The sequence below is a fragment of the Enterococcus sp. DA9 genome, from assembly GCF_008000875.1.
GTDB classification, from domain to species: Bacteria; Bacillota; Bacilli; order Lactobacillales; family Enterococcaceae; genus Enterococcus_B; species Enterococcus_B lactis.
In genome coordinates this window covers 1,579,313-1,605,399 of record NZ_CP042839.1, presented here as the reverse complement: position 1 = coordinate 1,605,399, position 26,087 = coordinate 1,579,313, and the positions used below count along the sequence as shown (strand labels likewise).

The following is a 26,087-nucleotide window of genomic DNA, read 5'->3' as shown; positions in this document are numbered from 1 at the left end:
GAACTCTTTTATAAAAAAGATCATTTTCTCACGTTTTAACTCCTTTAAAAAAGAAATTCCTGCCAAAAACAGCCTTGTCTGTTTTTTTGTTCTATTATTTGCTATAATTAGCGAAATAAAACCATTAGTTGAGGTGACCCTTTTGCCACGCAAAAATACTCGAAAAAAACAGAATAGAAGAAAAAAAGAAAAATGGTTTGTTCCTAAGATTATTTTTAGAGTTTTTCAATCATTGACTGTTTTTATTACTGTTCTTCTTTTGATGTTCGCAGCTCTAGGTATTGGAATAGGCGCTGGCTATTTTGCCTATCTCGTCGAAGACACACAATTGCCGACTAAAAAAGCACTGCAGACAGAACTAGGAAACATTACAGAAACGTCAAAGATTGTTTATGCAGATAATACAGAGATATCAAAAATCCAGACAGATCTGATGCGCACGACTATTTCATCTGATAAAATTTCACCTTTATTGAAAACTGCAATTATCAGCACAGAGGATGAATACTTCGATAAACACCAAGGTTACGTTCCTAAGGCTGTTTTACGAGCATTAGTATCTGAAGCTACTGGTATTGGCTCTTCTGGTGGATCAACTTTGACACAGCAATTAGTCAAACAGCAGATCCTTACAGATGAAACAACATTCAAACGTAAAGCAAACGAGATCATTCTTTCTGCACAAGTAGAAAAATACTTTTCAAAAGATGAGATCATTGCTACGTATTTGAATGTCTCACCATTTGGTCGTAATAATAAGGGACAAAACATTGCTGGAGTCCAGGAAGCTGCAAGAGGAATCTTTGGTGTAGATGCAAAAGATGTGACTCTGCCGCAAGCTGCTTATATCGCTGGATTACCCCAAAGCCCGATCACGTATAGTCCATACACGAACACAGGCGCGCTAAAAGAAGATCTTTCTGCCGGCCTTGCCAGAAAAGATTTTGTTTTATTCAGTATGTATCGTGAAGGCCAAATTACGAAAGAACAATACGAAGAAGCGAAAGCCTATGATCTTACAAAAGACTTTCTCCCACAACAAATCGCGGAACAGACTGACAGAGAATTCTTGTATTATACCGTGATGAACGAAGCAACAAGGATTATTGCACAACAATTGGCAGAAAAAGATAATGCTGATATGTCAGATTCATCGGTCAGTGAAGCTTATTATCAAAAAGCACAGCAAACGATCCAAAACAAAGGATATACGATCCATTCGACGATCGATAAAGATATCTATGCTGCATTGCAAACCGGCGTAGAAAATTACGGCTATATGTTAGATGATGGTGCTGGTAGCCAAGTGGAGACTGGAAATGTATTGATGGATAACAGAACCGGACGTATCTATGGCTTCGTGGGTGGCCGGAATTACAGCCAGAATCAAAATAACCACGCCTTTGATACAGAACGTCAAGCTGGTTCATCCATCAAACCGGTTCTTGTTTACGGTCCTGCAATCGATATGGGGCTTATCGGATCAGAATCCCGTGTATCAGATTATGCAACAACTTGGCAAGAAGGAGAAAATGCTGGCGAGAAAATCGTCAATGCTACTAACGAAGGATCGAACACCTTTCAAACCGTCCGTGAGTCACTAGAATGGTCCAACAATATCCCGGCTTATCACTTATATCAAGATGTGTTGAATTCCGGTGGATCGAAACAATATGCTTACGAGCACTACTTGGCAAAGATGAACTACCCGGCAAATGACAATTGGGGCGTTGAATCTGCTCCTTTAGGTACAGTAGATGTCACAACGCTTCAACAGACCAACGGATTTCAGGCTTTAGCAAACGGCGGGGTCTATGAAGAAGGCTATATCATCGATTCCATCACAGATAACGCAGGAAATGTAATTTATAAACATGAAAGCAACTCTGTCCGGATCTATTCGGAAGCAACAGCATCGATCATGAATGACATGATGCGTAGTGTGATCAATGCAAAAATCACTACACCATTCAAAGATGCCATCTCAAGCTTAAACGGAAATCTAGGAAAAGCAGATTGGGTCGGAAAAACTGGTTCTACCAATGAATACCGAGATTCATGGCTAATTGTCTCTACTCCGTCTATTACCATCAGTAGCTGGGCAGGGCACGATGACAATACTGGAATGGACAGCCAAGCAAGGATACGTTCGGCTAATTATCTTGCCAATCTGATCAATCAAGCTTACCAAGCAAAACCTGACATTTTTGGCACTGATGAGAAATTCGAATTATCATCTGATGTGATGAAGAAAAAAGTATCTGGATTTACTGGTCAAACACCTGGAAAAGTTACTGTCAATAAAAAATCCATCCAAACACCAGGAAAAACAGTTGAATCGCTATGGGCAAAAAATGGACCGAAGAAAAGCGCCTTTAAATTTGGCGTTGGCGGTACCGATGAAAACTATACAGATTACTGGAACACCGCTTCAGCTTATGCTAGAGCGAATCCAGAGACCAAAGAATCAGACGATAAAGATGATTGATCTAATAGATTAATCAGAATTAAAGGGAGCTGCGACAAAAATCTTGTCACAGCTCCCTTTTTCCGAATAAATGGTGTTCAAAAGCTTGCATCTACGATATTAAGACAAATTTATGTAAAAATGTGAAAAGCCATTTTCACAAAATTTTTCTATATAACTTTACTAACGAAACTGTTTTAATTTCTTTTCTTGTCTTTGGAATAATTCGGTTAGTTTTTCTGCAAATTGACCTTTTACTGATTCTTTCAAGTGTACATGTCGGTTAGAAAATTCTTGAGCAGCTTCTTCTGCAGTCATTTGGTGGTTTTGATCTGTCAATCGTTTTTCTGCCCAAATTTGCTGAGATATCCCCATACCAACTGAACGTACATTTGATCGATGTAGATTTTTCTCTAATTCTTTTAGTAATTGCATTAAAAATTCATTCATAAGATGATTTCTCCATAGTTATTTGTCTGATTTTTTGACGATAGGAACGTTCTAGTTCGTCTTGCTGCTGATAGAGTTTTCGTCGTTCTACTTGTAGGGCTTGTTGATAATGCTCCTGATAATTCGAATAACTTCGTCTTGCTTGAAACAGAGGCTCATTATCTAAAGCTAAGTTCTTTAATACATGATGCAGTCGCTGCTCCTCTTGCTCCATCAATCGTAATCCTTGATTCTTAAAGTGGATCAATTCATCTTCTTGAGCTTCTAATTGTCTTCGTTCACTTCGATAATCTCTTTCCAATTCTTCTAGTTTCATCTACTTCTCCTTTAATTGAATTGCTGTGCTAATTCTCGATCTCGTGCCACGATTTCATTGATTTTGTCTTGGATCTCCTTCGCCAATGTATCAAAGGCCTCCCCCATACGTCTTGCCTTATTGATTCGCAGCAGATAGACTTCTTTCGCAGAATCGACTAAGTTCTCTTTTGTGGCGCCCACACTAGCTAATGCTTCTATGATTTCCTGTTCAGTCAACGAAGGGGCGACAACACGTGCTTGCCGCAAGCCTTCTTGCCATTTTTTCTCTAGCTCAAAAATTCCTCTTTGATTGATGCGGATAACTTCTTCCATAGCGCTTTTCATTTTTGCCGATAACTTTTCCACTACTAACCTAGCTTGTGTGTCATCTAAGTAAATTTGTTCATTAACTGTCAGCCGACCGCCACTTAATCGTAGTTTTTTACGTATGTTGTTCAGTTCTTGCAACTGATAGGAAAACAACTGGGTCGCTTGGTTTTCTTTCTGTTGTTTTCGAGCTTTAACATTGTTTTCATTTTCAGGAATAATCAGCTTTCCATTTTCATCAAACTTTCAAGAGGTTAAACTGTGGGAAGCAAGCAGATTCAAGAATGCTGTTTCCATACTGATCCGAACTTCAGCACCTGTGCCATTACCACCAAAATTACCGATAAAATCGGTGTGATTTCGGTAATTGGTGAGCATACCGGGATTTTCTTCCACCCATTTTTTTGCTTCTGGTGATAAGAGATCATACGGGTCCGGCCCGTTGAAGCCGACATTTTTCCATTGTTTCTCTGCTGCTACATATAATGCTAAGAATCCACCTAATGAATGGCCGGTAGTAGAAATAGCAGCTTCTCCATATTCCTTTTTTACTTCATTAGCAAATGCAATCGCTGAATTGATTTGCCCCGCTGTTTTCAATCCACTAACGGATAAAATCTTGTTTGTTGTTGCTTTTTCAGAAAAACTTGCTCCTGGTCTATTCCCGTAGAGATTCATGACACTCCTTGCATCCGTTTCCAAATCTTTCCAATCACTTAAGTTCGTTCCTGCAAAGGCAATCACTACTTGAGAAAGATCCACTTTACCGTCCTTGATTGGCGCTGCAGCCATCGCCTGCATGCCGTCGAAGGAGTTTTTGATTTTTAGGATTTTATACATAGTGCCGTTAATTTTAAAACTTAAATTTTCTTGCATTTCAGGTACATAGTCTCTATGTTTAGGATCTAGCCAGTAAACAGCATCACTTAATTCACTATATTGTTTGTCAGTAATCATTAAATACTTTCCTCATTTCCATTAGAGTAAGTTACTTTAACTTTATTGAGCGTATTTCCTTCTTTTTGCTTTTTTTCATCAACTATTCCGTAACTTCCTATCTCATTTCTTTCTTTCCAAAAACTATAAGAAAAATAAATCGATTGATCTTGTTTATTAGTCATTAGAATAACTATCCGGTATGAACCCGTCATTTCATTTCGAGCAGATTTTTCAATCTTCACTTCCTTGATATCCGCAAAGGTATTTTTCAGAACTTTGACGGACTGTTTTTCTACTGCGAGTAAATCTTTCTGTCTTTGTGCTTCTCTTTTGTCCATGTAGACTTTCCCTCCGATTCCTAATATGACGATTAACAAAATGGCTAAGCTGCGTTTTCTTATTTTCCGTGACAAGAACGTGCCTCCTTTCTTTTTATGTATGTAAGTATTGACACCTTCATTATTTAAGTACGCGAAAGTTTGCAGGAATTTTTTTATTTTTGAAATTTTTCTCCAATTTGCTATGGACGATTGGCGCTGCAGCCATCGCCTGCATGCCATCCAATGAGTCTTTGATTTTTAGGATTTGGAATTTTGTTTCTCCAAAGTTTTTAATGGCGCCTTCTTTGTAACTTTTACTATATTGAGGATGTTTTGGATCTAGCCAATAAACATGTTCACTTATATATCTATACTCTTCGTCTTTTACTGTCACACTTCCTCCGCCTCTCCATTAGAATAAATAACTCTTATTTTAGGAGTAGTAACCCCTTCGTTTTGTATTTCTTCATTTTCTACGCCATAACTGCTAATTTCATTCATTTGTTTTGAAAAAAAATAATCAAAATAAACAGATTTCCCTTCATTATTTGTCATTGTCACAAGTGCACCATAACTTCCGGTGACAGGGTTTTTTTTAAATTCTTCTACCTTCACTTCCTTGATATCCGCAAAGGTATTTTTCAAAACTTTGACTGACTGTTTTTCTACTGCGAGTAAATCTTGCTGTTTTTGCGCTTCTCTTTTGTCCATATAGACTTTCCCTCCGATTCCTAATATAACGATTAACAAAATGGCTAAGCTGCGTTTTCTTATTTTCTGAGACAAGAACGTGCCTCCTTTCTTTCTATGTAAGTATTGATACCTTCATTATTTAAGTACGCGAAAATTGGCAAGAATTTTTTTATTTTTGAAATTTTTCTCCAATTTGCTATGGACGATTGGCGCTGCAGCCATCGCCTGCATGCAGTCCAATGAGTCTTTGATTTGTAGGATTTTAAATTCAACACCCGCAAAATCCCACTCACTATTAATTTTTAAATCAGGCTCATATTTTGAATGTTTAGGATCTAGCCAATAAACCTTGTCACTTAACTCCCGATAGAATTCTTCAGTTATAGTCAAACTAGTTCCTCCTCTTTATTTGTATAAGTAACTTTTACTTTTTCTTTAGTGATTCCCTTTTTTTGTATATTTCTATTTTCTATACTATAACTCCCGATTTTGTTTTGCTCTTTCCAAAACGTATACGAGAAAGATACTGTTTCGTTATTAATAGTTATTAGCGTTATATGCATTCCGTAAGAACCAGTTTTTTCATTTTTTCCTGCTTCGTTAATCTTCACTTCCCTGATATCCGCAAAGGTATTTTTCATAACTTTGACGGATTGTTTTTCTACTGCGAGTAAATCTTGCTGTTTTTGCGCTTCTCTTTTGTCCATGTAGACTTTCCCTCCGATCCCTAATATGACGATTAAAAAAATGGCTAAGCTGCGTTTTCTTATTTTCTGGGGCAAGAACGTGCCTCCTTTCTTTTTATGTATGGTATTGATACCTTCATTATTTAAGTACGCGAAAGTTTGCAGGAATTTTTTTATTTTTGAAATTTTTCTCCAATTTGCTATGGACGATTGGCGCTGCAGCCATCGCCTGCATGCCGTCCAATGAGTCTTTGATTTTTAGAATTTGGAATTTTGTTTCTCCAAAGTTTTTAATGGCGCCTTCTTTGTAACTTTTACTATATTGAGGATGTTTTGGATCTAGCCAATATACTTTATTACTTATTCCTTTATACTGCTTATCAGTAATTGTCATACTTTTTCCTCACTCCCATCTGTATAGATAACTATAATCTCATCAACCGTAATCCCTTCTTTTTGTACTTCTTCATTTTCAACACCATAGCCATCTATCTCATTGCTTTCTTTTGTAAAGCTATAATCAAAATAAACGGCTTTTCCTTCTGTATTGGTCATCGTTATCAATGCTTCATAGATTCCTGTCATGTCGTTTTTCTCAAATTGTTCGATTTTCACTTCTTTGATATCCGCAAAGGTATTTTTCAGAACTTTGACGGATTGTTTTTCTACTGCGAGTAAATCTTGCTGTTTTTGCGCTTCTCTTTTGTCCATGTAAAATTTTCCTCCGATTCCTATAGTAAGAATGGTCAAAATGATGACTATGGTCTTTCGTCTTTTCTTAGGCAAATAGAAGTCTCCTTTCGGGTTATGTATGATGGATTGTTTCTCCTTTAAGATAAGTACGCAATCGGGCTTGGATTTTTTTGAATTTTTTAGAGTTACTTATCTACTTTTCTACTTTCTTTTTTATCACGTTTTCATTTTAAAGTAATTTTGATAGTAGTGAACAAAATGTAGCATCTACGCACAGATTGTGTCGTATACGATGGACGTAAGGTTTGTTTCCGCCATTCTCTCTTTTTTTAAAGTCACAAAAAAAAGGGGTTATGACAAAATTTTGTCATAACCCCTTTTCTCGAATAAACGTTGTTCCAGAAGTTGACCACTTTTGGAACAACCTTTAAATGATTGATCTTTTATTATTTAGTTGATCCTTTTTCTTCGATTCCATAAGGCAAGATAATCGTTTTTTCTTCGACTTCTTCTTTATTCATCATTTTCGTCAATAGGCGCATGGATACCGCTCCTAAATCGTATAATGGTTGTGTGATACTTGTCAAACGAGGACGAGCTACTTCTGTCAGTAAAGAATTGTTGCTTGTGATGATTTCGAATTCTTCTGGTACTTTTACGCCGCGGTCTAATAAACCATCCAAGATACCAATGGCTAATTCATCGTCTGAAACATAGACAGCTGTTGCACCGCTATTATGGATCCGGTCAACTAGAGACAGACCATCTTTAAAGTTGTATTGTGCCTCAAAGATTAATCCTTCGCTATATGGTAGATTGTTTTCGCTTAATGCTTCTTTATAGCCTTTTAAACGGTTTTGACCATTGATAGGATCAATCAGCGCACCGCTGACAAAAGCGATTTTTTTATTGCCGCTTTTTGCTAATTTATTTACTGCATCTTTTGTTGCTGATACATAATCAATGTTTACGCTACCTACTTGTTCATCTGGATCAATGGAACCAGCTAGTACAACAGGCGTTTTTGAACGTGAAAATTCTCCACGGATTTCGTCTGTGATATGGTGACCCATAAAGATCACGCCGTCCACTTGCTTAGCCAATAAATTATTCAATACATTGACTTCTTTTTGATCGTTGCCATCTGAGTTTGCTAAGATGATATTGTATTTGTACATTGTTGCCACATCGTCGATACCACGTGCTAAAGAGGCAAAGAACATATTGCTGACATCAGGAATGATTACCCCAACTGTTGTTGTTTTCTTACTTGCCAAGCCACGTGCGACTGCATTTGGACGATAATCCAAGCGATCAATAACTTCCAAGACTTTTTTTCTTGTTGCTGGTTTGACGTTTGGATTGCCATTTACGACACGTGAAACAGTAGCCATCGAAACATTTGCCTCTCTCGCTACATCATAGATAGTGATTGTTTGCTTTTCCATTTGTGTTCTCCTATTCATATTTTATATGTTTTCTGAAAATACGTCTTACATTTCTAAAATAGGATATCAAATAATCTCAACAATTGCAACCGTTTTATCTCTGTTTTCATGAAAATTTTTACTTTTTTCAGTTTTAAGAACGTTGGTCTTTTAATCAATCAGTGGTACAATTATTGAATACAAAATTAATTTAGAAAGTAGGTTGCCAAATGAATAACGTAAAAATCAATGAACTACGTCAATGGATGGCACAACACCAAGTAGAATTGGCTTATATCAGCGACCCTGGCCACATCGCTTACTTTTCCGGATATGAAAGTGATCCTCACGAGCGTGTACTCGCTCTTTTTATCCCTCTTGAACAAGATCCTTTCCTTTTCACTCCTGCTCTGGAAGTTGAAGATGCTCAAAACAGCAGCTGGACGTACGATGTACGTGGCTACTTAGACAGCGAAAACCCTTGGGAGATCATCGGAAAAGAGCTTCGCGCACGCTATGGGCAACCTGGTAATGTAGGGATTGAAAAGAATGCTCTGACTGTCGATCGCTTCGATGCTATCTCTGATATCTTGACAGGTACAGATTCTTACACTGATCTAACTTCTATTATCCAGCGTCTGCAACTGATCAAAACGGTAGAAGAAAAAGACAAACTGATCGAAGCTGGTAAATGGGCCGATGTTGCCTTTGAAATTGGCTTCAAAACAGTAAAAGAAGGCATAACTGAACAAGCAATTATCGCAGAAATCGAATACCAATTAAAAAAACAAGGTGTTTCGCAAATGTCTTTCGACACCTTAGTCCTTGCAGGAGCAAATGCTGCAAGCCCTCATGGTACACCAGGAAGCACGAAGGTTTCACCAAATGAACTAGTGTTATTCGATCTTGGCGTTGTTTGGAATGGCTATTGCAGTGATGCTACTCGTACAGTTGCTTATCAAAAACCAACAGAATTCCAAGAAAAAATCTACAACATCACTCTTGAAGCACAGCTTGCCGCACAAGAGGCAGTTCGCCCAGGTGTGACAGCAGGTGAACTTGATCAAATTGCACGAAACGTGATCAACAGCTATGGCTACGGCGAATATTTCAATCACCGTTTAGGTCACGGAATTGGGACAACCGTCCACGAATTTCCTTCTCTTGTAGAAGGAAACGACTTAGTGATCGAAGAAGGGATGTGCTTCTCTCTTGAACCAGGAATCTATATTCCTGAAAAAGTAGGGGTACGTATCGAAGATTGTGTGTATGTGACAAGTGATGGTTGTGTGCCATTCACGACTACACCAAAAGAATTACTTGTTTTAGAGTAATGAAAATAAAAAGGTGAGAGCTGGTCCGCTCTCACCTTTTTATTCTAGAAATGAGTAATCTTAGTGATTGGTAGTCGAATCTGTCATTGTATCTTTCATTTCTTTTTTAGCTTCTTTTGCATCTTCTTTTGCCATTTTCAACATTTCTTTTGTGTCATCTGCAACTGGTTTTGCTTCTGACATTCCTTCATTGACCGTCTCTCCTGCTTTATCTGCAGCATCTTTTACATCGATCATGATATCTTCTGAAGTATCTTTAGCAATACTACCTAATTCGTCTGCTGGTTTTTTCAGATCTTCTGCTGTTTTTTTGAAACGATTAGATAAATCAGCTGATTGTTCTTTGAGGTTTAACAAGATATCATCTGATTCACTTCCTGCTTCCTCTGCTGATTCACTTACCTTTTGCTTAACATTACCTGCTAGATCCCCTGCTTGTTGAGAAAGATCTTGCGCTTTTTCTTTTGCAATGCCTGTTAACTCAGCTGATTTTTCTTTTGCCATATCTGTGTAATCTGAAGCCATGTCCATCAAATCATCTGCTTGAGCAGCCAATTCATCCCGAAGTTCTTTACCAGATTTGGGTGCTAACAATAATGCGGCGATTGCTGCGGCTGTACCTCCAACTACTGCACCTAATAAAAATCCACCTTTTTTAGCCATTCTTATTTTCCTCCTGTCGTTTCAGTATGTTTTTTGTTTTTAAAAAATTTCATCGCTGTTCCACCGACTTTTCCGGCAACAGTCGCTTTAGCTGTCGTTTTTCCGATTCCGCCGACTTTCGTCACGATGTTTTTACTAGAATGATTAAGTTCCGATACACTTTCACTTAAATCAGCAACTGCTGTGAACAATGGATCGATCGTTGCGACTTTTCCATTGATATCCAAGAGCAGCTCATTACTTTTGACCAGCAAGCCTTCTACTTGTCTAGATAAAAGATCTACGTCTTTTGTGACGATCTCAATTGTCGTATTTGCTTCTGCGACAGTCTGGTCTACTTTTTCTAAAGTTTTGGAAACTTGCAACAATACGCGAACGATGAAAACGACAAGTATCGCAAAGGCGATTGCTGCGATCAATCCTGCAATTTCTCCTCCTGACATGATCAAACTCCCTTCTTGTCTCTCTTTTCTATAAGGATAGCATTTTCGTGTTTTTTAAACAAATAAAAACGAGCTTCAACTACTTTTTATTCAATTAGCAGCTGAAGCTCGTTAGAAAAAAATGATTATTTTTTCTTTTCTTCTTTGATTTCTGTTATTCCTTTTGGATTATGATCGATCTTGCTTCCTTCTGCTTCTAATGTTTTACCTAAAGACATGATGTATTCACGCAAAGGTGCCCCTACTTCTGGATGTGTCAGACCATATTCAATACTTGTTTTCATAAAACCAAATTTGTCACCAACGTCATAACGTTTACCTGTGAATTTACGGGCAAATACGCGTTGTGTTTTATTCAACGTATCGATTGCGTCAGTTAGTTGGATCTCATTTCCAGCACCTGGTTGTTGTTCTGATAATACATCAAAGATTTCTGGAGTCAATAAGTAACGCCCAATAATAGCTAAATCACTTGGTGCTTTGCTTGGATCTGGTTTTTCAACAAAGTTTTTGACATTGTATAACCCATCTTCCAGTACTTCCCCTGGGTTGATGATTCCGTATTTTGAAGTTTCATCGTGAGGAACTTGCATAACGGCAATCGTAGAAGCGTGTGTACGTTCATAGTCATCGATCAATTGCTGTGTCAATGGTACTTCGTCTTCCATGATATCATCGCCTAGCATAACGACAAACGGTTCATTTCCAATAAAGGCTCTTGCTTGAAGAACGGCGTGTCCTAACCCCTTTGGATGAGATTGACGGATGAAATGCAAGTTGACATCTGTCGTTTCTTCTACTAATTTCAATAATTCGGTTTTTCCTTTTTCACTTAGGTTTGTTTCTAATTCGATATTTGAATCAAAGTGATCTTCGATTGGTCGTTTAGCTTTTCCTGTAACGATCAAGATGTCTTCGATTCCTGATTTCAACGCTTCTTCAACGATGAATTGGATCGTTGGTTTGTCCACGATTGGCAACATTTCCTTTGCCATCGCCTTTGTTGCTGGTAAAAATCTTGTTCCTAATCCTGCTGCTGGAATAACTGCTTTTTTTACTTTCATATACATTCGCTCCTTCAAAAAATTGTTAATGAGAATTCATTTTCTTTTTTCCCATCACGTAACATGATTTCTTTTGCGGCTGTTTTGATTTCTTTTTGTTCATACAGCACTTCATAGATTGTTTGAGTGATGGGCATTTCGATTTCCATCATTTGGGCTAGTTCCATCGCTGCTTGAGTAGTATTCACACCTTCAACGACCATTCCCATATTGGCTAGCACCTCTTCTAGAGGCTGTCCTTGTCCTAACAAGTTGCCTGCGCGCCAGTTTCTGGAATGAACACTTGTGCAAGTAACGACTAGATCGCCTACTCCGCTTAAGCCAATAAAGGTCAGCGGGTTGGCACCCATTGCTACACCTAAACGGCTGATCTCAGCTAATCCGCGCGTCATGATTGCCGCTTTTGCATTATCGCCAAACCCTAAGCCGTGAATAGCACCAGCTCCAATGGCAATAATATTTTTCAAAGCTGCCCCCATCTCTACACCAATCACATCAGGGTTGGTATAGATTCGAAAATAATGGTTCATGAACAGCTCTTGTACATATTTTGCTGCTTTTGCATCTGTGCTTGCCGCTGTGATCGTCGTAATGTCATGCTTTGCTACTTCTTCCGCATGGCTTGGCCCAGAAAGAACAGCAACAGCTTTTCTTTTTTCTGTCGGGATTTCCTCTAACAAGATTTCAGAGATTCTTTTATGCGTTCCCTGTTCTAATCCCTTACTTGCATGGATGATCACTGGCTTCGTATTCAATTTGGCAACTAGTTCTTTTGCAACAGAACGTATCGCTTTCGTCGGGATAACGAATAGTACCGCATCTGCATCTTTTACTGCATCTTCCATATCGGTGAATGCTCGGATGGAATCGGGTAGATGATGATCTGGTAAATAACGTTGATTGGTGTGTTGGGTGTTGATTTCTTCTACTTGTGAAGCACGATGTCCCCAAATCCGAACGTCATGTCCGTTTTCAGCGAGGACTTGTGCTAAAGCAGTCCCCCAAGAGCCTGGTCCTAAAACCGCTACTCTATAATTCATTTTACCACTCCTGAAATTTTTTTCATTTTTAACGCTCTGAAAATCAAATAATTTGTTGATTTTTTCCTAATGAGCGGTCATAATCCGGTAAATTTCCTTTTTTTCTACGCCAAATAAACAGAATCAATGTGCCGACAAATAAAACAGCAGACAATAATTGAGAAATGCGGATCACACCTAAAAAGTAAAGGCTGTCTGTGCGTAATCCTTCGATAAAGAAACGTCCGAAACTATACCACATTAGATAACATAAAAGGACTTCTCCTTTTTTCAAAAGATGCGGTTTCTTCCGCAAAACCAAAAGCAGAATAAATCCAAACAAACTCCAAAGTGATTCATAAAGAAAGGTTGGTTGTCGATAGATCCCTTCGATATACATGTTATCAATGATGAATTGCGGTAAATGCAGACTTTCTAAGAAACTTCGTGTCGTGTCTGGACCATACGCTTCGTGGTTCATGAAATTTCCCCATCGTCCGATTGCCTGCGCCAGTAATACACTTGGTGCAGCGATATCTAAAAAGGTCCACAAAGAAATAAAATGATATTTGGTAAAAAAGTACAGTGTGATTGCACCTGCAATCAATCCCCCGTAAATCGCTAATCCTCCTGAACGGATATTGAATATTTGGATTGGATCAGCTATATATTGGGGAAGATCGAATAAAACATAATACAAGCGGGCACCAATAATGGAAATCGGCAATCCCCACAACATAAAATCTGTCACGTCATCTGCTTTTAATCCTACCCGAACAGCTTCTCTGCTGCTGAGCCACATGGCAATAATGATTCCTGATACGATAATCAATGCATACCAGTAGATAGGAATTCCTACAAGCTCAAAAGCAACTCGATTGATTTGTGCTAACATATTGTCACTCCTTGCTAGTCATTGCCTGAGTTTTCTTCAATCAAGCGACTTAATCTTTCTTCAAATGTTTTCGTTGCGTCAAAGCCCATTGTACGCGCGCGGAAATTCATCGCGGCTACTTCAATGATGATTGCAACGTTTCGTCCTGTTTTGACAGGGATTTTTATTTGTGGAATGCCCACTTCCGCGATTTCAACGGTCGTGTCTTCAGAACCCAAACGGTCGTATTTCTTATCTTTCGCCCATGCTTCTAGATAAACAGCTAACTGGACTTGCATAGAGCCTCGTACCGCACTCGCACCGAAAAGATTCATTACATCTATGATCCCGATCCCTCGAATCTCAATCAGATGTTCCAGGATTTTAGGAGGTTCTCCGATTACCGTCAGTTCATCTTGCTGATAGACATCTACTCGATCGTCTGCGATCAATCGATGTCCGCGCTTAATCAGTTCCAACGCCGTTTCACTTTTCCCTATCCCACTGTCCCCTTGAATTAGTACACCTAATCCGTAGACATCGACTAACACACCGTGGACACTTGTTCGAGGGGCTAAGCGCCCATCTAAATAACTAGATAATTCACCTAGCAGCCGAGACGTTGAGATAGGCGAACGCAGCACAGCTATCCCATTTTCATTGGCTGCTTGGATCATTTCTTCCGGAGCCGGCAATCCTCTTGAAATAATAAATGCGGGCATATCTTCACTACATAATCTTCTCATGATGATCAAACGCTCTTCTGGGATCATCCGTTCCGCAAAACTGATTTCTTTACTGCCAAATAGCTGTAAACGATTATGGGAATAATAATTAAAATAACCGGTCAACTCTAGTCCTGGGCGTGAGATGTCCCCAGTCACGATGACGCGGTCTAAACTTTTCTCGTCGCCTGTGACGATTTCCAAAGATAATTTTTTTACTAATTGGCTAACTTTTACAACTTCTGACATTCATGCTACCTCATTTCTATTAGAGTGTTCTCTATCATTTTATCATTGTCTAGCCAAAAGTACTACCAATTAAAAAAAACGTTTTTATTTAATTACCAATGTAATAGAAAACGCATTCTTGATTCTAAACAAAAAAAGCTGTGCCGAGATCTCGGCACAGCTTTTTTTATTTTCTGCTGTTATGTTCACTAACGATTACATTGACAAGTGACATCAAGATAGCTACGAATAACGCTGCACCAAATGAAGAAAAACTAAAATGTTCTGCTCCTACAAAAAAGGAAGTCATTTTAAGAATCGCTGCATTGATAACAAACGTAAACAATCCCAATGTGACTAATGTAAAGGGCAGGGACAGGATCGTCAAAATCGGTTTGACAAACATGTTCAACACAGATAATACGAAGCTGGCAAGGACGGCTGTCCAAATACTGCTCACATGGACCATCGCAGGAAAAAGAACAGCCAACGATATGAATGTTAACGTATTAACCAAAATACGCTGAAAGTACGACATTAAAAGTCACTCCATTCGTCATCATCGATTTTTTCCGCTTCTTTGCGTTTTTTTGTTTGTTCACGATAATTGTTTTTTTCATAATATGCATTGTTATGTCCATAGTTTGTTCGTGCAGAACGCGCAGATGGGATAATCAAAGCTAATAAAATGTATAAAATGATTGGACTTCCAAAAGCAACTAAGCTTAGGAATACATAAAGCACACGGATAACAGTGGGATCAATCCCGATATATTCCCCAATCCCTGCTAAAGTACCTGTCAAAACAACATTTTTATTGGATTTTGTCAACTTTTTTTTCATCATGTCTCACCTCTGTTCTACTATTTTAAATGAAGAAAATCGTTGTGACAACCTTCTTCTTAATCGGTGTTCAAGAGATAGCCTATCGGCAATAAGGCACAATTTTGTAAAATAGGGGAAGCTATTTTACAAAATCGCTTCTTATTGCTCAAGGCTGAACATCTCTTTCACAACCTCTTTATTTATCTGTATCTTTTAAATAGATACTTCCTGTTGTCGTTGAAAGTTGCACTTGCGCGATCTCATCATCTGAAACACGGCGGAATTGCAACATTTGGTTTGTCCGTTCTTTTTTCTCACGAACTACTTCGTAATTGGACAGACGGCTGTTGATGCTTCCAAGACTTGTTTTAGCGTGTCCTTCCAAACCGATGGTATCTGGTAAAGCAACTTTGACATTCCCGTTCACTGAACTTGCTTCTACTTTTTTCAAATTATCTTCTTTAATCGTAAGACGTACATCACCATTTACTAAAGACACAGAAAGGTTTTCTGGTGTGGCACCAAATGTCACTGTGCCGTTTACTGTTTCGATAATAGAATCTAAGATGTTCCCGTTTCGAATATCGATATTGCCGTTTACACCTTCTACTTCCAACATCGTTGCAGTTAATTGGTTCACGATGATGTTCCCATTCGTAGATTTTGTATAAATATCTTTAGCTTCCAATGTCTCAATCATGATGTTGCCATTTAGAAGTTTGATAGCTGCATGGTCGTATACTCGTTTAGGCAAGTAGAAAACAAGGTCTGCACGCACACGCTTATTTGGAATTTGGAAGGAGATATGATCTTCATTGACCTCGATCTGGCTCCGTTCAGAGAATGCTTCAAATGGTTCAGCACCCATTTTTCCGTAAAGTTTGATCTTAGCTTCCACTTTCACATCATCACTGTCCCACGTTTTTAACGTCACGTTTCCGTTTGCTGCCTTGATATCAAGGATACTTGCTGCAGGAGCTTCATAGTAAAATTCGTGTTCAAATTTCGTTGTCGCAATTCCAGGGACACGTAAGCTGACATCTTTCCATTCCATGTTGTCATTTACTGTTTCTGAAACAGTTTGGAATGTTTTCTTCAAGAATTTGCCTAACTGTGATCCAGCTTCTGACATTTTTTCGCCTACTTGATTCAGCGTATCTGTCGCTTGATCTTTCCAATCATCTGGCAATTCAAACTTATCCGTAAACGTTTCTTTTTTCTCAGACCATTGGTTCTTGCGGATATCTTTTAATTCTGCTTCCAGCTTCAATTGTTCTTCTAATAGTGTATCGCCGGTTGCTTCTAACTCTTTGATTTCTGCTTCTAACGTTTGACGCTGTGCTAATTCTTCTTCTGTCAATTCGCCTAATTCTTCTTTTGTATTCAGCTGCATCAATGCTTCCTGTTTCTCATTACGTGCTGCCTTATTGTCAGCAAATTGAGCATTTACTTCGTCTAGACGCGCCGAAGTTTTATTCGCTTCAGTTGCTAGTTCATCTAAGATCTTTTCTAAGTTTTCTTGATCTTGTCTTTCTTTTTCTTTTGGATCAACTGGCTCAGAAATTCTTTCTTCACCGTTTTCAAGTTCATCGATCAATTGACTTGCCTGATCTTTTTCTTTATGACTAGCAGTTACCTTGTCTGCTTCTTTTTTGATTTGTTTTTCGTCTTTTTCAGTTGCCATGCTTTCTAATAAATCTAAGCCTTCTTCAGTCGAAAGGATTCCTTTTTTCACTAAGTCTAAAATACGTTCTCTTTCTTTCATGGAAATTGCCTCCTTAAGCAAAATTGTTTGCAAGCTTTTCCTTACATCCATATTATGCACTGATTCAGTAAAAATGTCATAGGACTTAAGTTGTAACTTTTACTCCATCTTGAGATGTTCTTTCTTTTTTGTAAAGAGATATGCTGTAGTCACGCAAGTTAAGGGCAGGACAAGTAGTGCGGCCAATGTGGTAAGGATAGCCATCGTATATTCCAAGACAAATGATTTTTCATTGATTATTTGCTGAAAAGGAATGTCTAAATCAATGAACCAAAGAATCAACGCTAAAGAACTCCCCATAAACGCAAAAAGAAGAGTCATCACTGTTGACGCCAATATTTTTTTAGCAATGGCAAAACTAGCATGGCGCAATTGGTTAAAAGACAAATGCGGATTTGCCTGATATACTTCGAATGTTCCACTAGAAATCGCTACACTCGCATCTAAAACAGCACCGCTAAGACTGATCAGAAGCAACGACCTCGCAAGTAGTCTAAAATCAATTGCTAACGTCTTATCTAAGCCAGATAGTTCTTCTAGTTCTATCGAAGTAAACCCTTGGATCGCTAAAAAATCAGTGATAGGAATCAATAGTAGGAAACAAAACAAAAAGATCAGTATACTGGCAAAAGCGGCTCGCATTTTCAGATTATAACCGTTGATAAAAAATAAGATAACCACAGCGATCAATAGGAATCCTATAATCGACAATACCAATATCGGCCACTTCTGATGATAGCCGAATAATAATAGGAAAAAGATTCCTAAATTAATGAATAATCCTAAAAGAATATACATACCTTGCGTACCACCGACAAATAGCACACTAATTGCAAAAATCCCAACAAGTATAATAAGTACATTCATTTTTTTAACCTCCTTACAGCGAGAAAAAAGAGGACCGCGATGGGGATTGATAATACTATTCCTAAGCTGCCAGCAATGACGCGTAAAAATTCTAATGATAAATGTTGTTCTACCGTTTCTTTGAAAGACCATTGATTTCCTAAATATAACAGAAGCGATGGAATCGCTCCGCTGATATAGACGAATAAAAGGATATTAGCCATCGAACCAATCACATCTCGGCCCACTTGCCTTCCTGAAAGCCATAACTGTTTCGCTGATATTTTCGGTTGTTGCTTGGTCAATTCTTCTAATGTCGCAATGACTGTGATCACGGTATCCAGTGTCCCTCCAGCTGTCCCAATCAGCACGCTGGAAAGAAAAACAGAACGATACGGTCGTGTCAGATAATTCAGTTCTTCATAGCGCAGTCCTTGATCTTTCCAATGATTCATTGTCAAAAGACAAATAAAAAATGCTAAAAAAACACTTGTAACTGCAGCCGAAATTTTGATTATACTGCTTCTATTCCATCCGTCTAACGCCAATATACTAACGATTATCCCTATAACGACAAATAAGATTGCTATATTTAAGAGAGAAATACCTTCTGTTTTGGTAAAGAGGAGCAACAAAAGTAAAAGTAAAACGATGTTGACGATGAGACTTCCCAAAGCAAATACACCCTGTTTTCCACCAATAAGCAACATGGTGCCAATGAAGATACTTGTAAAGAAAAAAAGCCAGCCATCATTTTTTTTTGCTACTAGTTGCCATTCATCTCCATGCATTTGGACAAGATAGATTTGTCTTGTTGTTATATTTGCTGTTTCGATTTGATTTTTTTGATAAGGAGCCGATAAAGAAATCACTTCTCCTTTTTGGTCCGTGTTCATCAATCTTCCTGTAATCAATTGCTGATCCTCTTCTATTCTCACTCTTTCGATCTCGATAACAGGTACGTCATATAGAGCAGCTTGACGCTGAATAAACCATGAAGCAAGTATACAAATAAAAAATAGAGTGATGATGATGCTAATCTTTTTTTGCATTCTTTATCCTTTCTATTGGAATAATGAAAAGGGTTTGTGACATGTTTTGTCACAAACCCTATTCCCGAATAAACAGCAGAATCACAACTTCAGTTTAGAAAATCTCATTGTGGTTCGTATTTAACTCAGTGATTTTCCCTGTAGCCAAGTAGACGATCCATTCACAGATGTTTGTCACATAGTCTCCGATTCGTTCTAGATAACTGGCAACATTCAAATAGTCTGTTCCACTGATGACTGTTTCAGGATTTTCTTGCATGTTTTTGATGGTTGCATTATAGATTCGATTGAAATAGTCATTGACTCTTTGATCCATATTGGCGATCGTACGCGCGTCTTTTTCGTCTGTTTTGACATATGCAACTAGGACGTTGTCCACCATTTTTTTCACGTAATCGGACATATCGGAGATCTCTTTTTCGATTTCCGGTATTCTCGTCTGTCCTTTTACGCGGATTGTAGATTTAGCAACGGACACCGCATGATCGGCCATACGTTCTAAATCAGAGCTAGCTTTCATGACCGTGATAATCATACGCAAGTCAGTTGTAACTGGCTGTTGCAATGCAATCATTTCAAAACTTTTTTTCTCCAAACGCGTTTCCATATTATTGATATTTATATCGTTTTCGATAACTTCTTGAGCTAAGATTTTATCGTGTTTGATGTATGCACGAACTGACTTGTGCACAGCGCTGCTCACCATCATCCCCATTTCGTAGAACTGATTATGGAGATTCAGCAATTCTTCTTCAAATTGTGTACGTAGCATTCCGTTTCCTCCTTATCCAAATCGACCTGAAATATAATCTTCTGTCTCTTGTTTTTCTGGATTCATGAATATCTTCTTCGTATCGTTGTATTCGATCAAGTGACCATCTAAAAAGAATGCCGTCTTATCTGAAATACGTGAAGCTTGAGACATATTATGGGTCACGATGATCATCGTATACCGCTCTCTTAATTCTAACAGCATACTTTCGATTTTCCCAGTAGAAACAGGGTCAAGTGCACTAGTTGGTTCATCCAATAAGATGATTTCGGGATTCACTGCCAAAACACGTGCGATACATACACGCTGCTGCTGCCCACCGGATAAAGACAAGGCACTTTTATGCAGTTTATCCTTCACATCCTCCCAAACAGACGCTGCCTTCAGACTTTCTTCCACTACTTGATCAAGGACTTTTTTATCTTTTTCTCCTTTTAACTTCAATCCATAGATGACATTTTCATAAATAGAAAAAGGAAATGGATTTGGCTGCTGGAACACCATGCCGATTTCTTTTCTTAGTTCAACAACATCTGTTTTCGGACCATAGATGTCTTTGTCTTTATATAAAACACTTCCGGTGATCGTTACATTTGGAATCAGATCGTTCATTCGATTCAACGAACGTAGATAGGTAGATTTCCCGCAACCAGAAGGACCGATCATCGCTGTGATTTCACCTTGATTGAAACTTAGATCGATTCCCTTTAGTGCTTCTTTCTTTCCATAATACAGATGAAGATCTTTGGATGAGATAATTTCTTTTGTCATGTTGAGGCCTCCGTCTTAACCAAAATGACCGGACACATAATCTTCGGTTGCCTGAATTTTTGGTCTGGTAAATATCTTGTTTGTTTTGTCATATTCCATTACTTTTCCTAGATAGAAAAAGGCAGTGTAGTCGCTGATACGAGCTGCTTGTTGCATATTATGCGTCACGATGATGATCGTGTAGTCTTCTTTCAAGTTTACAAGTGTTTCTTCAACCGTTCCTGTCGAAATAGGATCCAAGGCACTTGCCGGCTCGTCTAACAGCAAGATATCGGGTTTCATCGCAATTGCACGAGCGATACACAAACGTTGCTGTTGTCCGCCAGATAAAGCCAAAGCACTTTTATCCAAGCTATCTTTTACTTGATCCCACAAAGCTGCTTGTTTCAAGCTTGTTTCAACGATTTCATCTAATTTCTTCTTGTTTTTTTCACCATGTTGTTTCAAAGCAAAAGTTATATTGTCATAAATCGATTTGCTAAAAGGGTTGGGGCGTTGGAACACCATGCCGATCCGTTTGCGCATTTCATAAACATCCACTTGAGGCGCATTGATATCCACGTCTTTATACATGATCTTTCCAGTGATTTTCGTATTAGCGATCCCATCATTCATACGATTCAAAGAACGAAGATACGTGGATTTTCCGCAGCCAGAGGGGCCAATCAATGCAGTGATCTTATTTTTTTCGAACTCTAGATCCACTCCCTTGATTGCTTCATTGTCGCCATACCAAACATGCAGATCATTCGTATATAATGCTACTTCCTTCTCTTTTGGCATGGTAATGACATTTGTTTCATTCCAATTATATTTTTTCATCTTACTTCTTCTCCTTAAGCTGAAGTCATTTTTCGGTATAATCGTTTGCCAATCGCACGAGCGCCGAAGTTGAACAGTAAAACAGCAATGATCAACACGGCAGAAGCACCAGCCGAAACAGAAACACCATCAGGCATCGTACCTTCTGTGTTGATCTTCCAAATATGGACAGCCAGTGTTTCAGCTTGGCGGAAAATGCTAATCGGACTAGAAACACTTAATGGATTCCAGTTCGTAAAATCTAATGCTGGCGCGCTTTGACCAGCTGTATAAATCAATGCGGCAGCTTCACCAAAAATTCTTCCTGAACTTAGGATCACACCAGTCAAAATTCCTGGTGTTGCTTCTGGAACAACCACTTTTATCACTGTTTCCCAGCGTGACAAACCTAACGCCAATCCAGCTTCTCGTTGTGTGTAATGGACCGCTTGTAAAGATTCCTCGACCGTTCGAGTCAAAAGAGGCAGGTTGAATACGGTCAAAGCCAATGCACCAGAAATGATTGAGAAACCATACTGGAATTGAATAACGAAAACCAAGAAACCGAATAAACCGACAACAACAGAAGGCAAAGAACTCAAGATCTCGATAGACGTACGGATCACGTCTGTCAGCCAGTTTTTTCCGGCATATTCTGAAAGATAGATACCCGCACCTAAAGAAATAGGAAAACTGATGATCATGGTAATCAAAAGCAAATAAATCGAGTTAAACAGTTGAATCCCGATACCACCGCCTTCTTGGTAGGCTTTGGAAGGTTCAGTCAAGAAAGACCATGAAATGTGCGGTATTCCTCGAACTAAGATATAAAGTAATAAAGCTGCTAAGATCAATACGATGATCCCTGAAACCACATATAGAACACCTGTAGCAATTTTATCTGAGCGTTTTGCGTTCATTATTTCAGCTCTCCTTTCTTCCCAATCATACGGATCACGATATTAAAGAATAATGACATCAATAGCAAGATCAGCGCTAATGACCATAACACATTATTTTCAACTGTTCCCATGATTGTATTTCCGATTCCCATTGTCAAGATGGACGTCAATGTAGAAGCAGGAGTAGTAAGTCCTGTTGGCATTAATGCCGCATTACCAATAACCATTTGGATAGCTAAGGCTTCGCCAAACGCACGAGCCATACCAAAAACGACTGCTGTTAAAATCCCGGGCACTGCTGCTCGCAGCACCACTTTGTAGATTGTTTGCCATCTTGTGGCACCTAGCGCTAATGAAGCTTCCCGATAGTGCCGTGGCACTGCCTTTAATGCATCCACAGTCATCGTTGTGACAGTCGGTAAGATCATAACGAATAACACAAATGTACCAGCTAAGATACCGAACCCTGTCCCGCCAAAGATACTTCTAACAAAAGGAACGATAACAGATAGACCGATAAATCCGTAAACGACAGATGGAATACCTACAAGTAGTTCGATGACCGGTTGCAAGATCTTCATTCCGTTTTTAGGAGAAATCTCCGTCATGAATACTGCTGCTCCGATAGCAAATGGTGTGGCAACGATAGCTGATAAAAAAGTCACAATAAATGAACCTGTGATCATAGGCAATGCCCCTACCATTGGTTTCCCATTTGCTCCGATTTGGCTCGGATTCCAATCTGTACCAAACAGAAAATCAAATACATTGATCTTATCAGTAAAAAAGGTGGCCAAACCTTTACTAGCGACAAAATAAAAAATAGATAATACAACCAACACGATCAGCGCGATACATAAAAAACTAATAAATTTTCCGCGCTGTTCCATTTTTGAACGTTTTGATTTTGTTAATAATACTTTTTTCACATCTTCCACAGATGACTCCCCCTTAATCAGGTTTAACATACTCACTCAGTGTACAAATTGAACATCAATTTGGTTTTAATAACATGTAAAAGTTTAGCTAAGTTTGTAAATTTTGTGTAAAGATTACTCTTTAACAATGTTTCCTTGCCAATCACGTTCAACTTTCATATGTGAAACAGGGATATAGCCTAGCTCTCCGACAATATTATCTTGTACTTCATCAGATAAGATATAGTCTAAAAATTCTTTTGTCAGTTTTTTTGGATGGTCTCTTGTGTACATATGCTCATATGCCCAAATCGTCCATTTGTTCGTTGTCACATTTTCATCTGTTGGTTCCACACCGTTAACGTTCAACGTATCCACATCATCGGAAACGTAAGAAAAAGCAACATAGCTAATTGCTCCGGGTGTGTCCGCAACGATTTGGCGCACCATTCCGCTTGAATCTTGTTCCTGTGCCTGAACAGCTGTTTCTCCGTCCAATACCCATTTTTCAAACGTACTACGGGTCCCGCTTCCTGATGCACGGTTCAATATAACTACTGGCTGATCTTTCCCACCGACTTCACTCCAGTTTTTGATCTCGCCCGTAAATAATTTTTTCAGGTTTTCCATACTGATATCTTTTACGCCAATATCCTTGTTCACAATAGGAGTGATTCCAACAACTGCTACTCGATGATCGACTAATGCCGAAGCATCAATCCCTGATTTTTCTTCCGCGAATAAATCAGAATTTCCGATATCGACTGCTCCTGACTGTACTTGAGACAACCCAGTTCCGCTTCCGCCCCCTTGTACATTGATGAATTTTCCAGGATTTTCTGTCTGGTAGGTTTCAGCAACCGTTTCTACTAAAGGCTGTAAGGCAGAAGAGCCAACTGCAGTAATGGATTCTCCTCGATCAATCCACTTTGAACAGCCTGATAAAAGAATAGCTAATCCTATTATTGGTAAGAATAATTTTAGTTTTTTCATTAGAAATCTCCTTTAATCCTAAAGTATGTCTATTCTATCATTTTCATTACTTGATGAAAACGAATCAAAACCATTAAATAACAAAATAAATTCTCATAATTGCAAAAAAAGCTATCTCATTAAAAGTTTCTATGCTATACTGGCTTTGAAATGTGTCTCTTTTAATAGCATATATTAGCTTATTTCTTGCTTTCCCCAAAAAACAAGAGATACCCCAAAGTTAATTTCGCTCATGCGAGACGCTTTCTCCATTTCTGACGTACTCTCAGAAATGGCCCCGAGAAAAAAGGACACGAGATTTCCATCTATTGATGGCTCTCCTGTCCTTTTTGTATTTTAAAGGAGCGGCGAAATCAGTCTTGCTAATCCTTCTTTCATCTTGATCATCATCCCTCGGTTTTCATACACTTCTTTTGTGAGATGCGTCGAAATCTTTGAATCTTCAAAGAATGCTTTTCTTACGCGAGAAGCCATTCGTTCATCATAGATCAGTGTATTGACTTCAAAATCCAATCTAAATGAGCGAACGTCGATATTAGCTGAACCAACGGAAACGATGCCGCCATCGATAATCATCGTCTTTGCATGGATAAATCCATTTTCATATGTTTCGATTCTTGCCCCATAATCGATCAGCTCTGCAGCGAAAGAATACGTTGCCCAGTAAACGAGAAGATGATCTGGTTTGTTAGGTATTTGGATATGGACTTTTACGCCTGAGAGAAGAGCCAACTTCAATGCCTCATGAATCGATCCATCCGGTATGTAATACGGCGTTTGGATCAATATCTCCCGTTTGGCTAACGAAATCATTTTCAAATATGTCATTTTGATTTGCTCATGTTCGGTATCTGGTCCGCTTGTCACGATTTGAACAGCCATATCACCTGTAGAATGAATGGTCGGGAAAAATTCCGGTGAATATCCTACTTCTTTTGTATGCTGAGAATTCCAGTCCATCAAAAAACGGTTTTGCAAGGTGTAAACCGCTTCTCCATAGATACGCAGATGATTGTCTCGCCAATAACCAAATTTCTTTACCAATCCTAGATATTCGTTTCCAACATTGAACCCACCTGTATATCCGATTTTCCCATCAATCACTACGATTTTACGATGATTGCGATAATTGATTCGAGGATTGATATACGGAACGAATAGAGGAAAGAAAAATGCGACTTCTCCACCTGCTTTTTTCAAATTCTGAAAAAAACTAGAAGAAACTTGTGTGGAACCCCATGCATCAAGAAGGACTCTGACTTTTACTCCGCGTCTTGCTGCCTCTGTCAATGCCTCTCGAACTTCTTCACCTAATGTATCACTGCGGTAAATATAATATTGGAAATGGATATGGTCTTCTGCCTGTTTGATATCCTCGATCAGCGCATCGAATTTTTCACGACCATCTGTAAATAAAGTGATTTCATTTTTAGTCGTATAAAGCGTACTTTCAAATACAGTAAGCATATAGATCAATTGTTTCACATCTACTTGTCCAGTAGGCGGATGAGGATAAAGTCCTCGCATCAATGCTTGTTTATCTTCTTCGATTTCTAGATTCTTACCGATTTTCCCTTGGATCTTCAAATCAAAGATTTTCTCTTTGGAAATCCCTCTTCCTAAAAAAATATATAAAATAAATCCTACAACTGGAATGAACATCAAAACGAGCAGCCATGCCCATGTTTGCGCAGTTTCCTTTCTTTCTCGAAAAACGATAATAAAGGAAAGCAAAATATTCATAATCAAAAGGATCGTAAAAAAATTGTCAACGATAATCTTCACGGCTTCACC

General features: G+C 38.6%; 30 protein-coding genes and 1 pseudogene. 2 read left to right on the top strand and 29 right to left on the bottom strand.

Annotated elements, in window-relative coordinates; genetic code table 11:
- Positions 1 to 142: 142 nt before the first annotated feature.
- Positions 143 to 2,488, top strand: a complete 2,346-nt coding sequence (locus FTX43_RS08660; RefSeq protein WP_147606991.1) for a transglycosylase domain-containing protein — start codon at positions 143 to 145, stop codon at positions 2,486 to 2,488.
- A gap of 162 nt (positions 2,489 to 2,650) precedes the next feature.
- Here the strand turns inward: FTX43_RS08660 and FTX43_RS08655 are convergent, their stop codons facing one another.
- From FTX43_RS08655 to ccpA, 11 genes and pseudogenes are all read right to left on the bottom strand, one after another.
- The gene (locus FTX43_RS08655; protein WP_002305583.1) at positions 2,651 to 2,917 is read right to left on the bottom strand and encodes a hypothetical protein; all 267 of its coding nucleotides are present in this window, start codon (positions 2,915 to 2,917) and stop codon (positions 2,651 to 2,653) included.
- Positions 2,910 to 3,233, bottom strand: coding sequence for a hypothetical protein (locus FTX43_RS08650; protein WP_002305582.1), 324 nt, complete (start codon positions 3,231 to 3,233; stop codon positions 2,910 to 2,912). The genes FTX43_RS08655 and FTX43_RS08650 overlap by 8 nt, the downstream gene beginning before the upstream one ends.
- Positions 3,234 to 3,244: 11 nt before the next feature.
- Positions 3,245 to 4,498 (bottom strand): annotated as a pseudogene (locus tag FTX43_RS08645) (lipase).
- Positions 4,498 to 4,893, bottom strand: coding sequence for a hypothetical protein (locus FTX43_RS08640; protein WP_147606989.1), 396 nt, complete (start codon positions 4,891 to 4,893; stop codon positions 4,498 to 4,500). Before FTX43_RS08640 ends, FTX43_RS08645 begins: the two are co-directional and overlap by 1 nt.
- 46 nt (positions 4,894 to 4,939) lie before the next feature.
- Positions 4,940 to 5,194 (bottom strand): hypothetical protein, encoded by a 255-nt coding sequence (locus tag FTX43_RS08635; protein WP_016853049.1) that lies wholly within the window; start codon positions 5,192 to 5,194, stop codon positions 4,940 to 4,942.
- Positions 5,191 to 5,586, bottom strand: coding sequence for a hypothetical protein (locus FTX43_RS08630; protein ID WP_002335983.1), 396 nt, complete (start codon positions 5,584 to 5,586; stop codon positions 5,191 to 5,193). Before FTX43_RS08630 ends, FTX43_RS08635 begins: the two co-directional genes overlap by 4 nt.
- Before the next feature lie 42 nt (positions 5,587 to 5,628).
- Entirely contained in the window at positions 5,629 to 5,883 is a 255-nt protein-coding gene (locus FTX43_RS08625) for a hypothetical protein (protein ID WP_147606987.1), read from the bottom strand.
- Positions 5,880 to 6,275 (bottom strand): hypothetical protein, encoded by a 396-nt coding sequence (locus FTX43_RS08620; RefSeq protein WP_002340893.1) that lies wholly within the window; start codon positions 6,273 to 6,275, stop codon positions 5,880 to 5,882. Before FTX43_RS08620 ends, FTX43_RS08625 begins: the two co-directional genes overlap by 4 nt.
- Before the next feature lie 43 nt (positions 6,276 to 6,318).
- Complete coding sequence (locus FTX43_RS08615) at positions 6,319 to 6,573, bottom strand: hypothetical protein (RefSeq protein ID WP_002340894.1); 255 nt, start codon at positions 6,571 to 6,573, stop codon at positions 6,319 to 6,321.
- On the bottom strand, positions 6,570 to 6,965 hold the full coding sequence (locus FTX43_RS08610; RefSeq protein ID WP_016853050.1) for a hypothetical protein: 396 nt from the start codon (positions 6,963 to 6,965) through the stop codon (positions 6,570 to 6,572). Before FTX43_RS08610 ends, FTX43_RS08615 begins: the two co-directional genes overlap by 4 nt.
- A gap of 353 nt (positions 6,966 to 7,318) precedes the next feature.
- Entirely contained in the window at positions 7,319 to 8,320 is a 1,002-nt protein-coding gene (ccpA, locus tag FTX43_RS08605) for a catabolite control protein A (protein ID WP_002291653.1), read from the bottom strand.
- Positions 8,321 to 8,529: 209 nt separating this feature from the next.
- Here ccpA and FTX43_RS08600 point away from each other — a divergent pair, with 209 nt between their 5' ends.
- Positions 8,530 to 9,633: an aminopeptidase P family protein gene (locus FTX43_RS08600; RefSeq protein ID WP_002329485.1), complete on the top strand. Its 1,104-nt coding sequence runs from the start codon at positions 8,530 to 8,532 to the stop codon at positions 9,631 to 9,633.
- Between the two features lie 60 nt (positions 9,634 to 9,693).
- Here FTX43_RS08600 and FTX43_RS08595 read toward each other — a convergent pair whose 3' ends face one another.
- From FTX43_RS08595 to cls, 18 genes are all read right to left on the bottom strand, one after another.
- A complete protein-coding gene (locus FTX43_RS08595; protein WP_002291650.1) occupies positions 9,694 to 10,296 on the bottom strand; it encodes a YtxH domain-containing protein in 603 nt (200 codons plus the stop codon).
- Positions 10,297 to 10,298: 2 nt separating this feature from the next.
- Positions 10,299 to 10,739, bottom strand: a complete 441-nt coding sequence (locus FTX43_RS08590) for a DUF948 domain-containing protein (protein ID WP_002335987.1) — start codon at positions 10,737 to 10,739, stop codon at positions 10,299 to 10,301.
- 125 nt (positions 10,740 to 10,864) lie between these two features.
- Positions 10,865 to 11,803 (bottom strand): UTP--glucose-1-phosphate uridylyltransferase GalU, encoded by a 939-nt coding sequence (galU, locus tag FTX43_RS08585; protein ID WP_002291647.1) that lies wholly within the window; start codon positions 11,801 to 11,803, stop codon positions 10,865 to 10,867.
- Positions 11,804 to 11,817: 14 nt separating this feature from the next.
- Complete coding sequence (locus tag FTX43_RS08580; protein WP_002340896.1) at positions 11,818 to 12,843, bottom strand: NAD(P)H-dependent glycerol-3-phosphate dehydrogenase; 1,026 nt, start codon at positions 12,841 to 12,843, stop codon at positions 11,818 to 11,820.
- A 43-nt stretch (positions 12,844 to 12,886) separates the two neighbouring features.
- Positions 12,887 to 13,717, bottom strand: a complete 831-nt coding sequence (lgt, locus tag FTX43_RS08575; RefSeq protein ID WP_002291644.1) for a prolipoprotein diacylglyceryl transferase — start codon at positions 13,715 to 13,717, stop codon at positions 12,887 to 12,889.
- 14 nt (positions 13,718 to 13,731) lie between these two features.
- On the bottom strand, positions 13,732 to 14,670 hold the full coding sequence (gene hprK, locus FTX43_RS08570; RefSeq protein WP_002289568.1) for an HPr(Ser) kinase/phosphatase: 939 nt from the start codon (positions 14,668 to 14,670) through the stop codon (positions 13,732 to 13,734).
- Between the two features lie 166 nt (positions 14,671 to 14,836).
- Positions 14,837 to 15,187 carry a phage holin family protein gene (locus FTX43_RS08565; RefSeq protein ID WP_002303620.1) on the bottom strand — a complete coding sequence of 117 codons (351 nt, stop codon included), beginning with the start codon at positions 15,185 to 15,187 and terminating at the stop codon, positions 14,837 to 14,839.
- Positions 15,187 to 15,495, bottom strand: coding sequence for a PspC domain-containing protein (locus tag FTX43_RS08560; protein WP_002292752.1), 309 nt, complete (start codon positions 15,493 to 15,495; stop codon positions 15,187 to 15,189). Before FTX43_RS08560 ends, FTX43_RS08565 begins: the two co-directional genes overlap by 1 nt.
- Positions 15,496 to 15,670: 175 nt before the next feature.
- A complete protein-coding gene (liaX, locus tag FTX43_RS08555) occupies positions 15,671 to 17,239 on the bottom strand; it encodes a daptomycin-sensing surface protein LiaX (protein ID WP_002292753.1) in 1,569 nt (522 codons plus the stop codon).
- Positions 17,240 to 17,338: 99 nt separating this feature from the next.
- A complete protein-coding gene (locus tag FTX43_RS08550; protein WP_002292754.1) occupies positions 17,339 to 18,106 on the bottom strand; it encodes a YibE/F family protein in 768 nt (255 codons plus the stop codon).
- Positions 18,103 to 19,137 (bottom strand): YibE/F family protein, encoded by a 1,035-nt coding sequence (locus FTX43_RS08545; protein ID WP_002292755.1) that lies wholly within the window; start codon positions 19,135 to 19,137, stop codon positions 18,103 to 18,105. The genes FTX43_RS08550 and FTX43_RS08545 overlap by 4 nt, the downstream gene beginning before the upstream one ends.
- Before the next feature lie 94 nt (positions 19,138 to 19,231).
- Positions 19,232 to 19,909 (bottom strand): phosphate signaling complex protein PhoU, encoded by a 678-nt coding sequence (gene phoU, locus FTX43_RS08540; RefSeq protein WP_002289490.1) that lies wholly within the window; start codon positions 19,907 to 19,909, stop codon positions 19,232 to 19,234.
- 12 nt (positions 19,910 to 19,921) lie between these two features.
- The gene (gene pstB / locus FTX43_RS08535; RefSeq protein ID WP_002292757.1) at positions 19,922 to 20,680 is read right to left on the bottom strand and encodes a phosphate ABC transporter ATP-binding protein PstB; all 759 of its coding nucleotides are present in this window, start codon (positions 20,678 to 20,680) and stop codon (positions 19,922 to 19,924) included.
- A 15-nt stretch (positions 20,681 to 20,695) separates the two neighbouring features.
- On the bottom strand, positions 20,696 to 21,502 hold the full coding sequence (gene pstB, locus FTX43_RS08530; RefSeq protein ID WP_002292758.1) for a phosphate ABC transporter ATP-binding protein PstB: 807 nt from the start codon (positions 21,500 to 21,502) through the stop codon (positions 20,696 to 20,698).
- 14 nt (positions 21,503 to 21,516) lie between these two features.
- Positions 21,517 to 22,401, bottom strand: coding sequence for a phosphate ABC transporter permease PstA (pstA, locus tag FTX43_RS08525; RefSeq protein ID WP_002292759.1), 885 nt, complete (start codon positions 22,399 to 22,401; stop codon positions 21,517 to 21,519).
- Positions 22,401 to 23,321 carry a phosphate ABC transporter permease subunit PstC gene (gene pstC / locus FTX43_RS08520; protein ID WP_147606984.1) on the bottom strand — a complete coding sequence of 307 codons (921 nt, stop codon included), beginning with the start codon at positions 23,319 to 23,321 and terminating at the stop codon, positions 22,401 to 22,403. Before pstC ends, pstA begins: the two co-directional genes overlap by 1 nt.
- A gap of 114 nt (positions 23,322 to 23,435) precedes the next feature.
- On the bottom strand, positions 23,436 to 24,293 hold the full coding sequence (locus tag FTX43_RS08515; protein ID WP_002292763.1) for a phosphate ABC transporter substrate-binding protein PstS: 858 nt from the start codon (positions 24,291 to 24,293) through the stop codon (positions 23,436 to 23,438).
- A gap of 336 nt (positions 24,294 to 24,629) precedes the next feature.
- Positions 24,630 to 26,078, bottom strand: coding sequence for a cardiolipin synthase (gene cls, locus FTX43_RS08510; RefSeq protein ID WP_002313495.1), 1,449 nt, complete (start codon positions 26,076 to 26,078; stop codon positions 24,630 to 24,632).
- Between the last annotated feature and the right edge of the window lie 9 nt (positions 26,079 to 26,087).

Excerpts from the sequence above, each read along its gene's own strand:
- FTX43_RS08655 (WP_002305583.1), bottom strand. The coding sequence starts at position 2,917 with ATGAATGAATTTTTAATGCAATTACTAAAAGAATTAGAGAAAAATCTA.
- FTX43_RS08650 (WP_002305582.1), bottom strand. The coding sequence starts at position 3,233 with ATGAAACTAGAAGAATTGGAAAGAGATTATCGAAGTGAACGAAGACAA.
- FTX43_RS08615 (WP_002340894.1), bottom strand. The coding sequence starts at position 6,573 with ATGACAATTACTGATAAGCAGTATAAAGGAATAAGTAATAAAGTATAT.
- ccpA (WP_002291653.1), bottom strand. The coding sequence starts at position 8,320 with ATGGAAAAGCAAACAATCACTATCTATGATGTAGCGAGAGAGGCAAAT.
- FTX43_RS08600 (WP_002329485.1), top strand. The coding sequence starts at position 8,530 with ATGAATAACGTAAAAATCAATGAACTACGTCAATGGATGGCACAACAC.
- FTX43_RS08595 (WP_002291650.1), bottom strand. The coding sequence starts at position 10,296 with ATGGCTAAAAAAGGTGGATTTTTATTAGGTGCAGTAGTTGGAGGTACA.
- FTX43_RS08590 (WP_002335987.1), bottom strand. The coding sequence starts at position 10,739 with ATGTCAGGAGGAGAAATTGCAGGATTGATCGCAGCAATCGCCTTTGCG.
- galU (WP_002291647.1), bottom strand. The coding sequence starts at position 11,803 with ATGAAAGTAAAAAAAGCAGTTATTCCAGCAGCAGGATTAGGAACAAGA.
- FTX43_RS08580 (WP_002340896.1), bottom strand. The coding sequence starts at position 12,843 with ATGAATTATAGAGTAGCGGTTTTAGGACCAGGCTCTTGGGGGACTGCT.
- lgt (WP_002291644.1), bottom strand. The coding sequence starts at position 13,717 with ATGTTAGCACAAATCAATCGAGTTGCTTTTGAGCTTGTAGGAATTCCT.
- hprK (WP_002289568.1), bottom strand. The coding sequence starts at position 14,670 with ATGTCAGAAGTTGTAAAAGTTAGCCAATTAGTAAAAAAATTATCTTTG.
- FTX43_RS08565 (WP_002303620.1), bottom strand. The coding sequence starts at position 15,187 with ATGTCGTACTTTCAGCGTATTTTGGTTAATACGTTAACATTCATATCG.
- FTX43_RS08560 (WP_002292752.1), bottom strand. The coding sequence starts at position 15,495 with ATGATGAAAAAAAAGTTGACAAAATCCAATAAAAATGTTGTTTTGACA.
- liaX (WP_002292753.1), bottom strand. The coding sequence starts at position 17,239 with ATGAAAGAAAGAGAACGTATTTTAGACTTAGTGAAAAAAGGAATCCTT.
- FTX43_RS08550 (WP_002292754.1), bottom strand. The coding sequence starts at position 18,106 with ATGAATGTACTTATTATACTTGTTGGGATTTTTGCAATTAGTGTGCTA.
- FTX43_RS08545 (WP_002292755.1), bottom strand. The coding sequence starts at position 19,137 with ATGCAAAAAAAGATTAGCATCATCATCACTCTATTTTTTATTTGTATA.
- phoU (WP_002289490.1), bottom strand. The coding sequence starts at position 19,909 with ATGCTACGTACACAATTTGAAGAAGAATTGCTGAATCTCCATAATCAG.
- pstB (WP_002292757.1), bottom strand. The coding sequence starts at position 20,680 with ATGACAAAAGAAATTATCTCATCCAAAGATCTTCATCTGTATTATGGA.
- pstB (WP_002292758.1), bottom strand. The coding sequence starts at position 21,502 with ATGAAAAAATATAATTGGAATGAAACAAATGTCATTACCATGCCAAAA.
- pstA (WP_002292759.1), bottom strand. The coding sequence starts at position 22,401 with ATGAACGCAAAACGCTCAGATAAAATTGCTACAGGTGTTCTATATGTG.
- FTX43_RS08515 (WP_002292763.1), bottom strand. The coding sequence starts at position 24,293 with ATGAAAAAACTAAAATTATTCTTACCAATAATAGGATTAGCTATTCTT.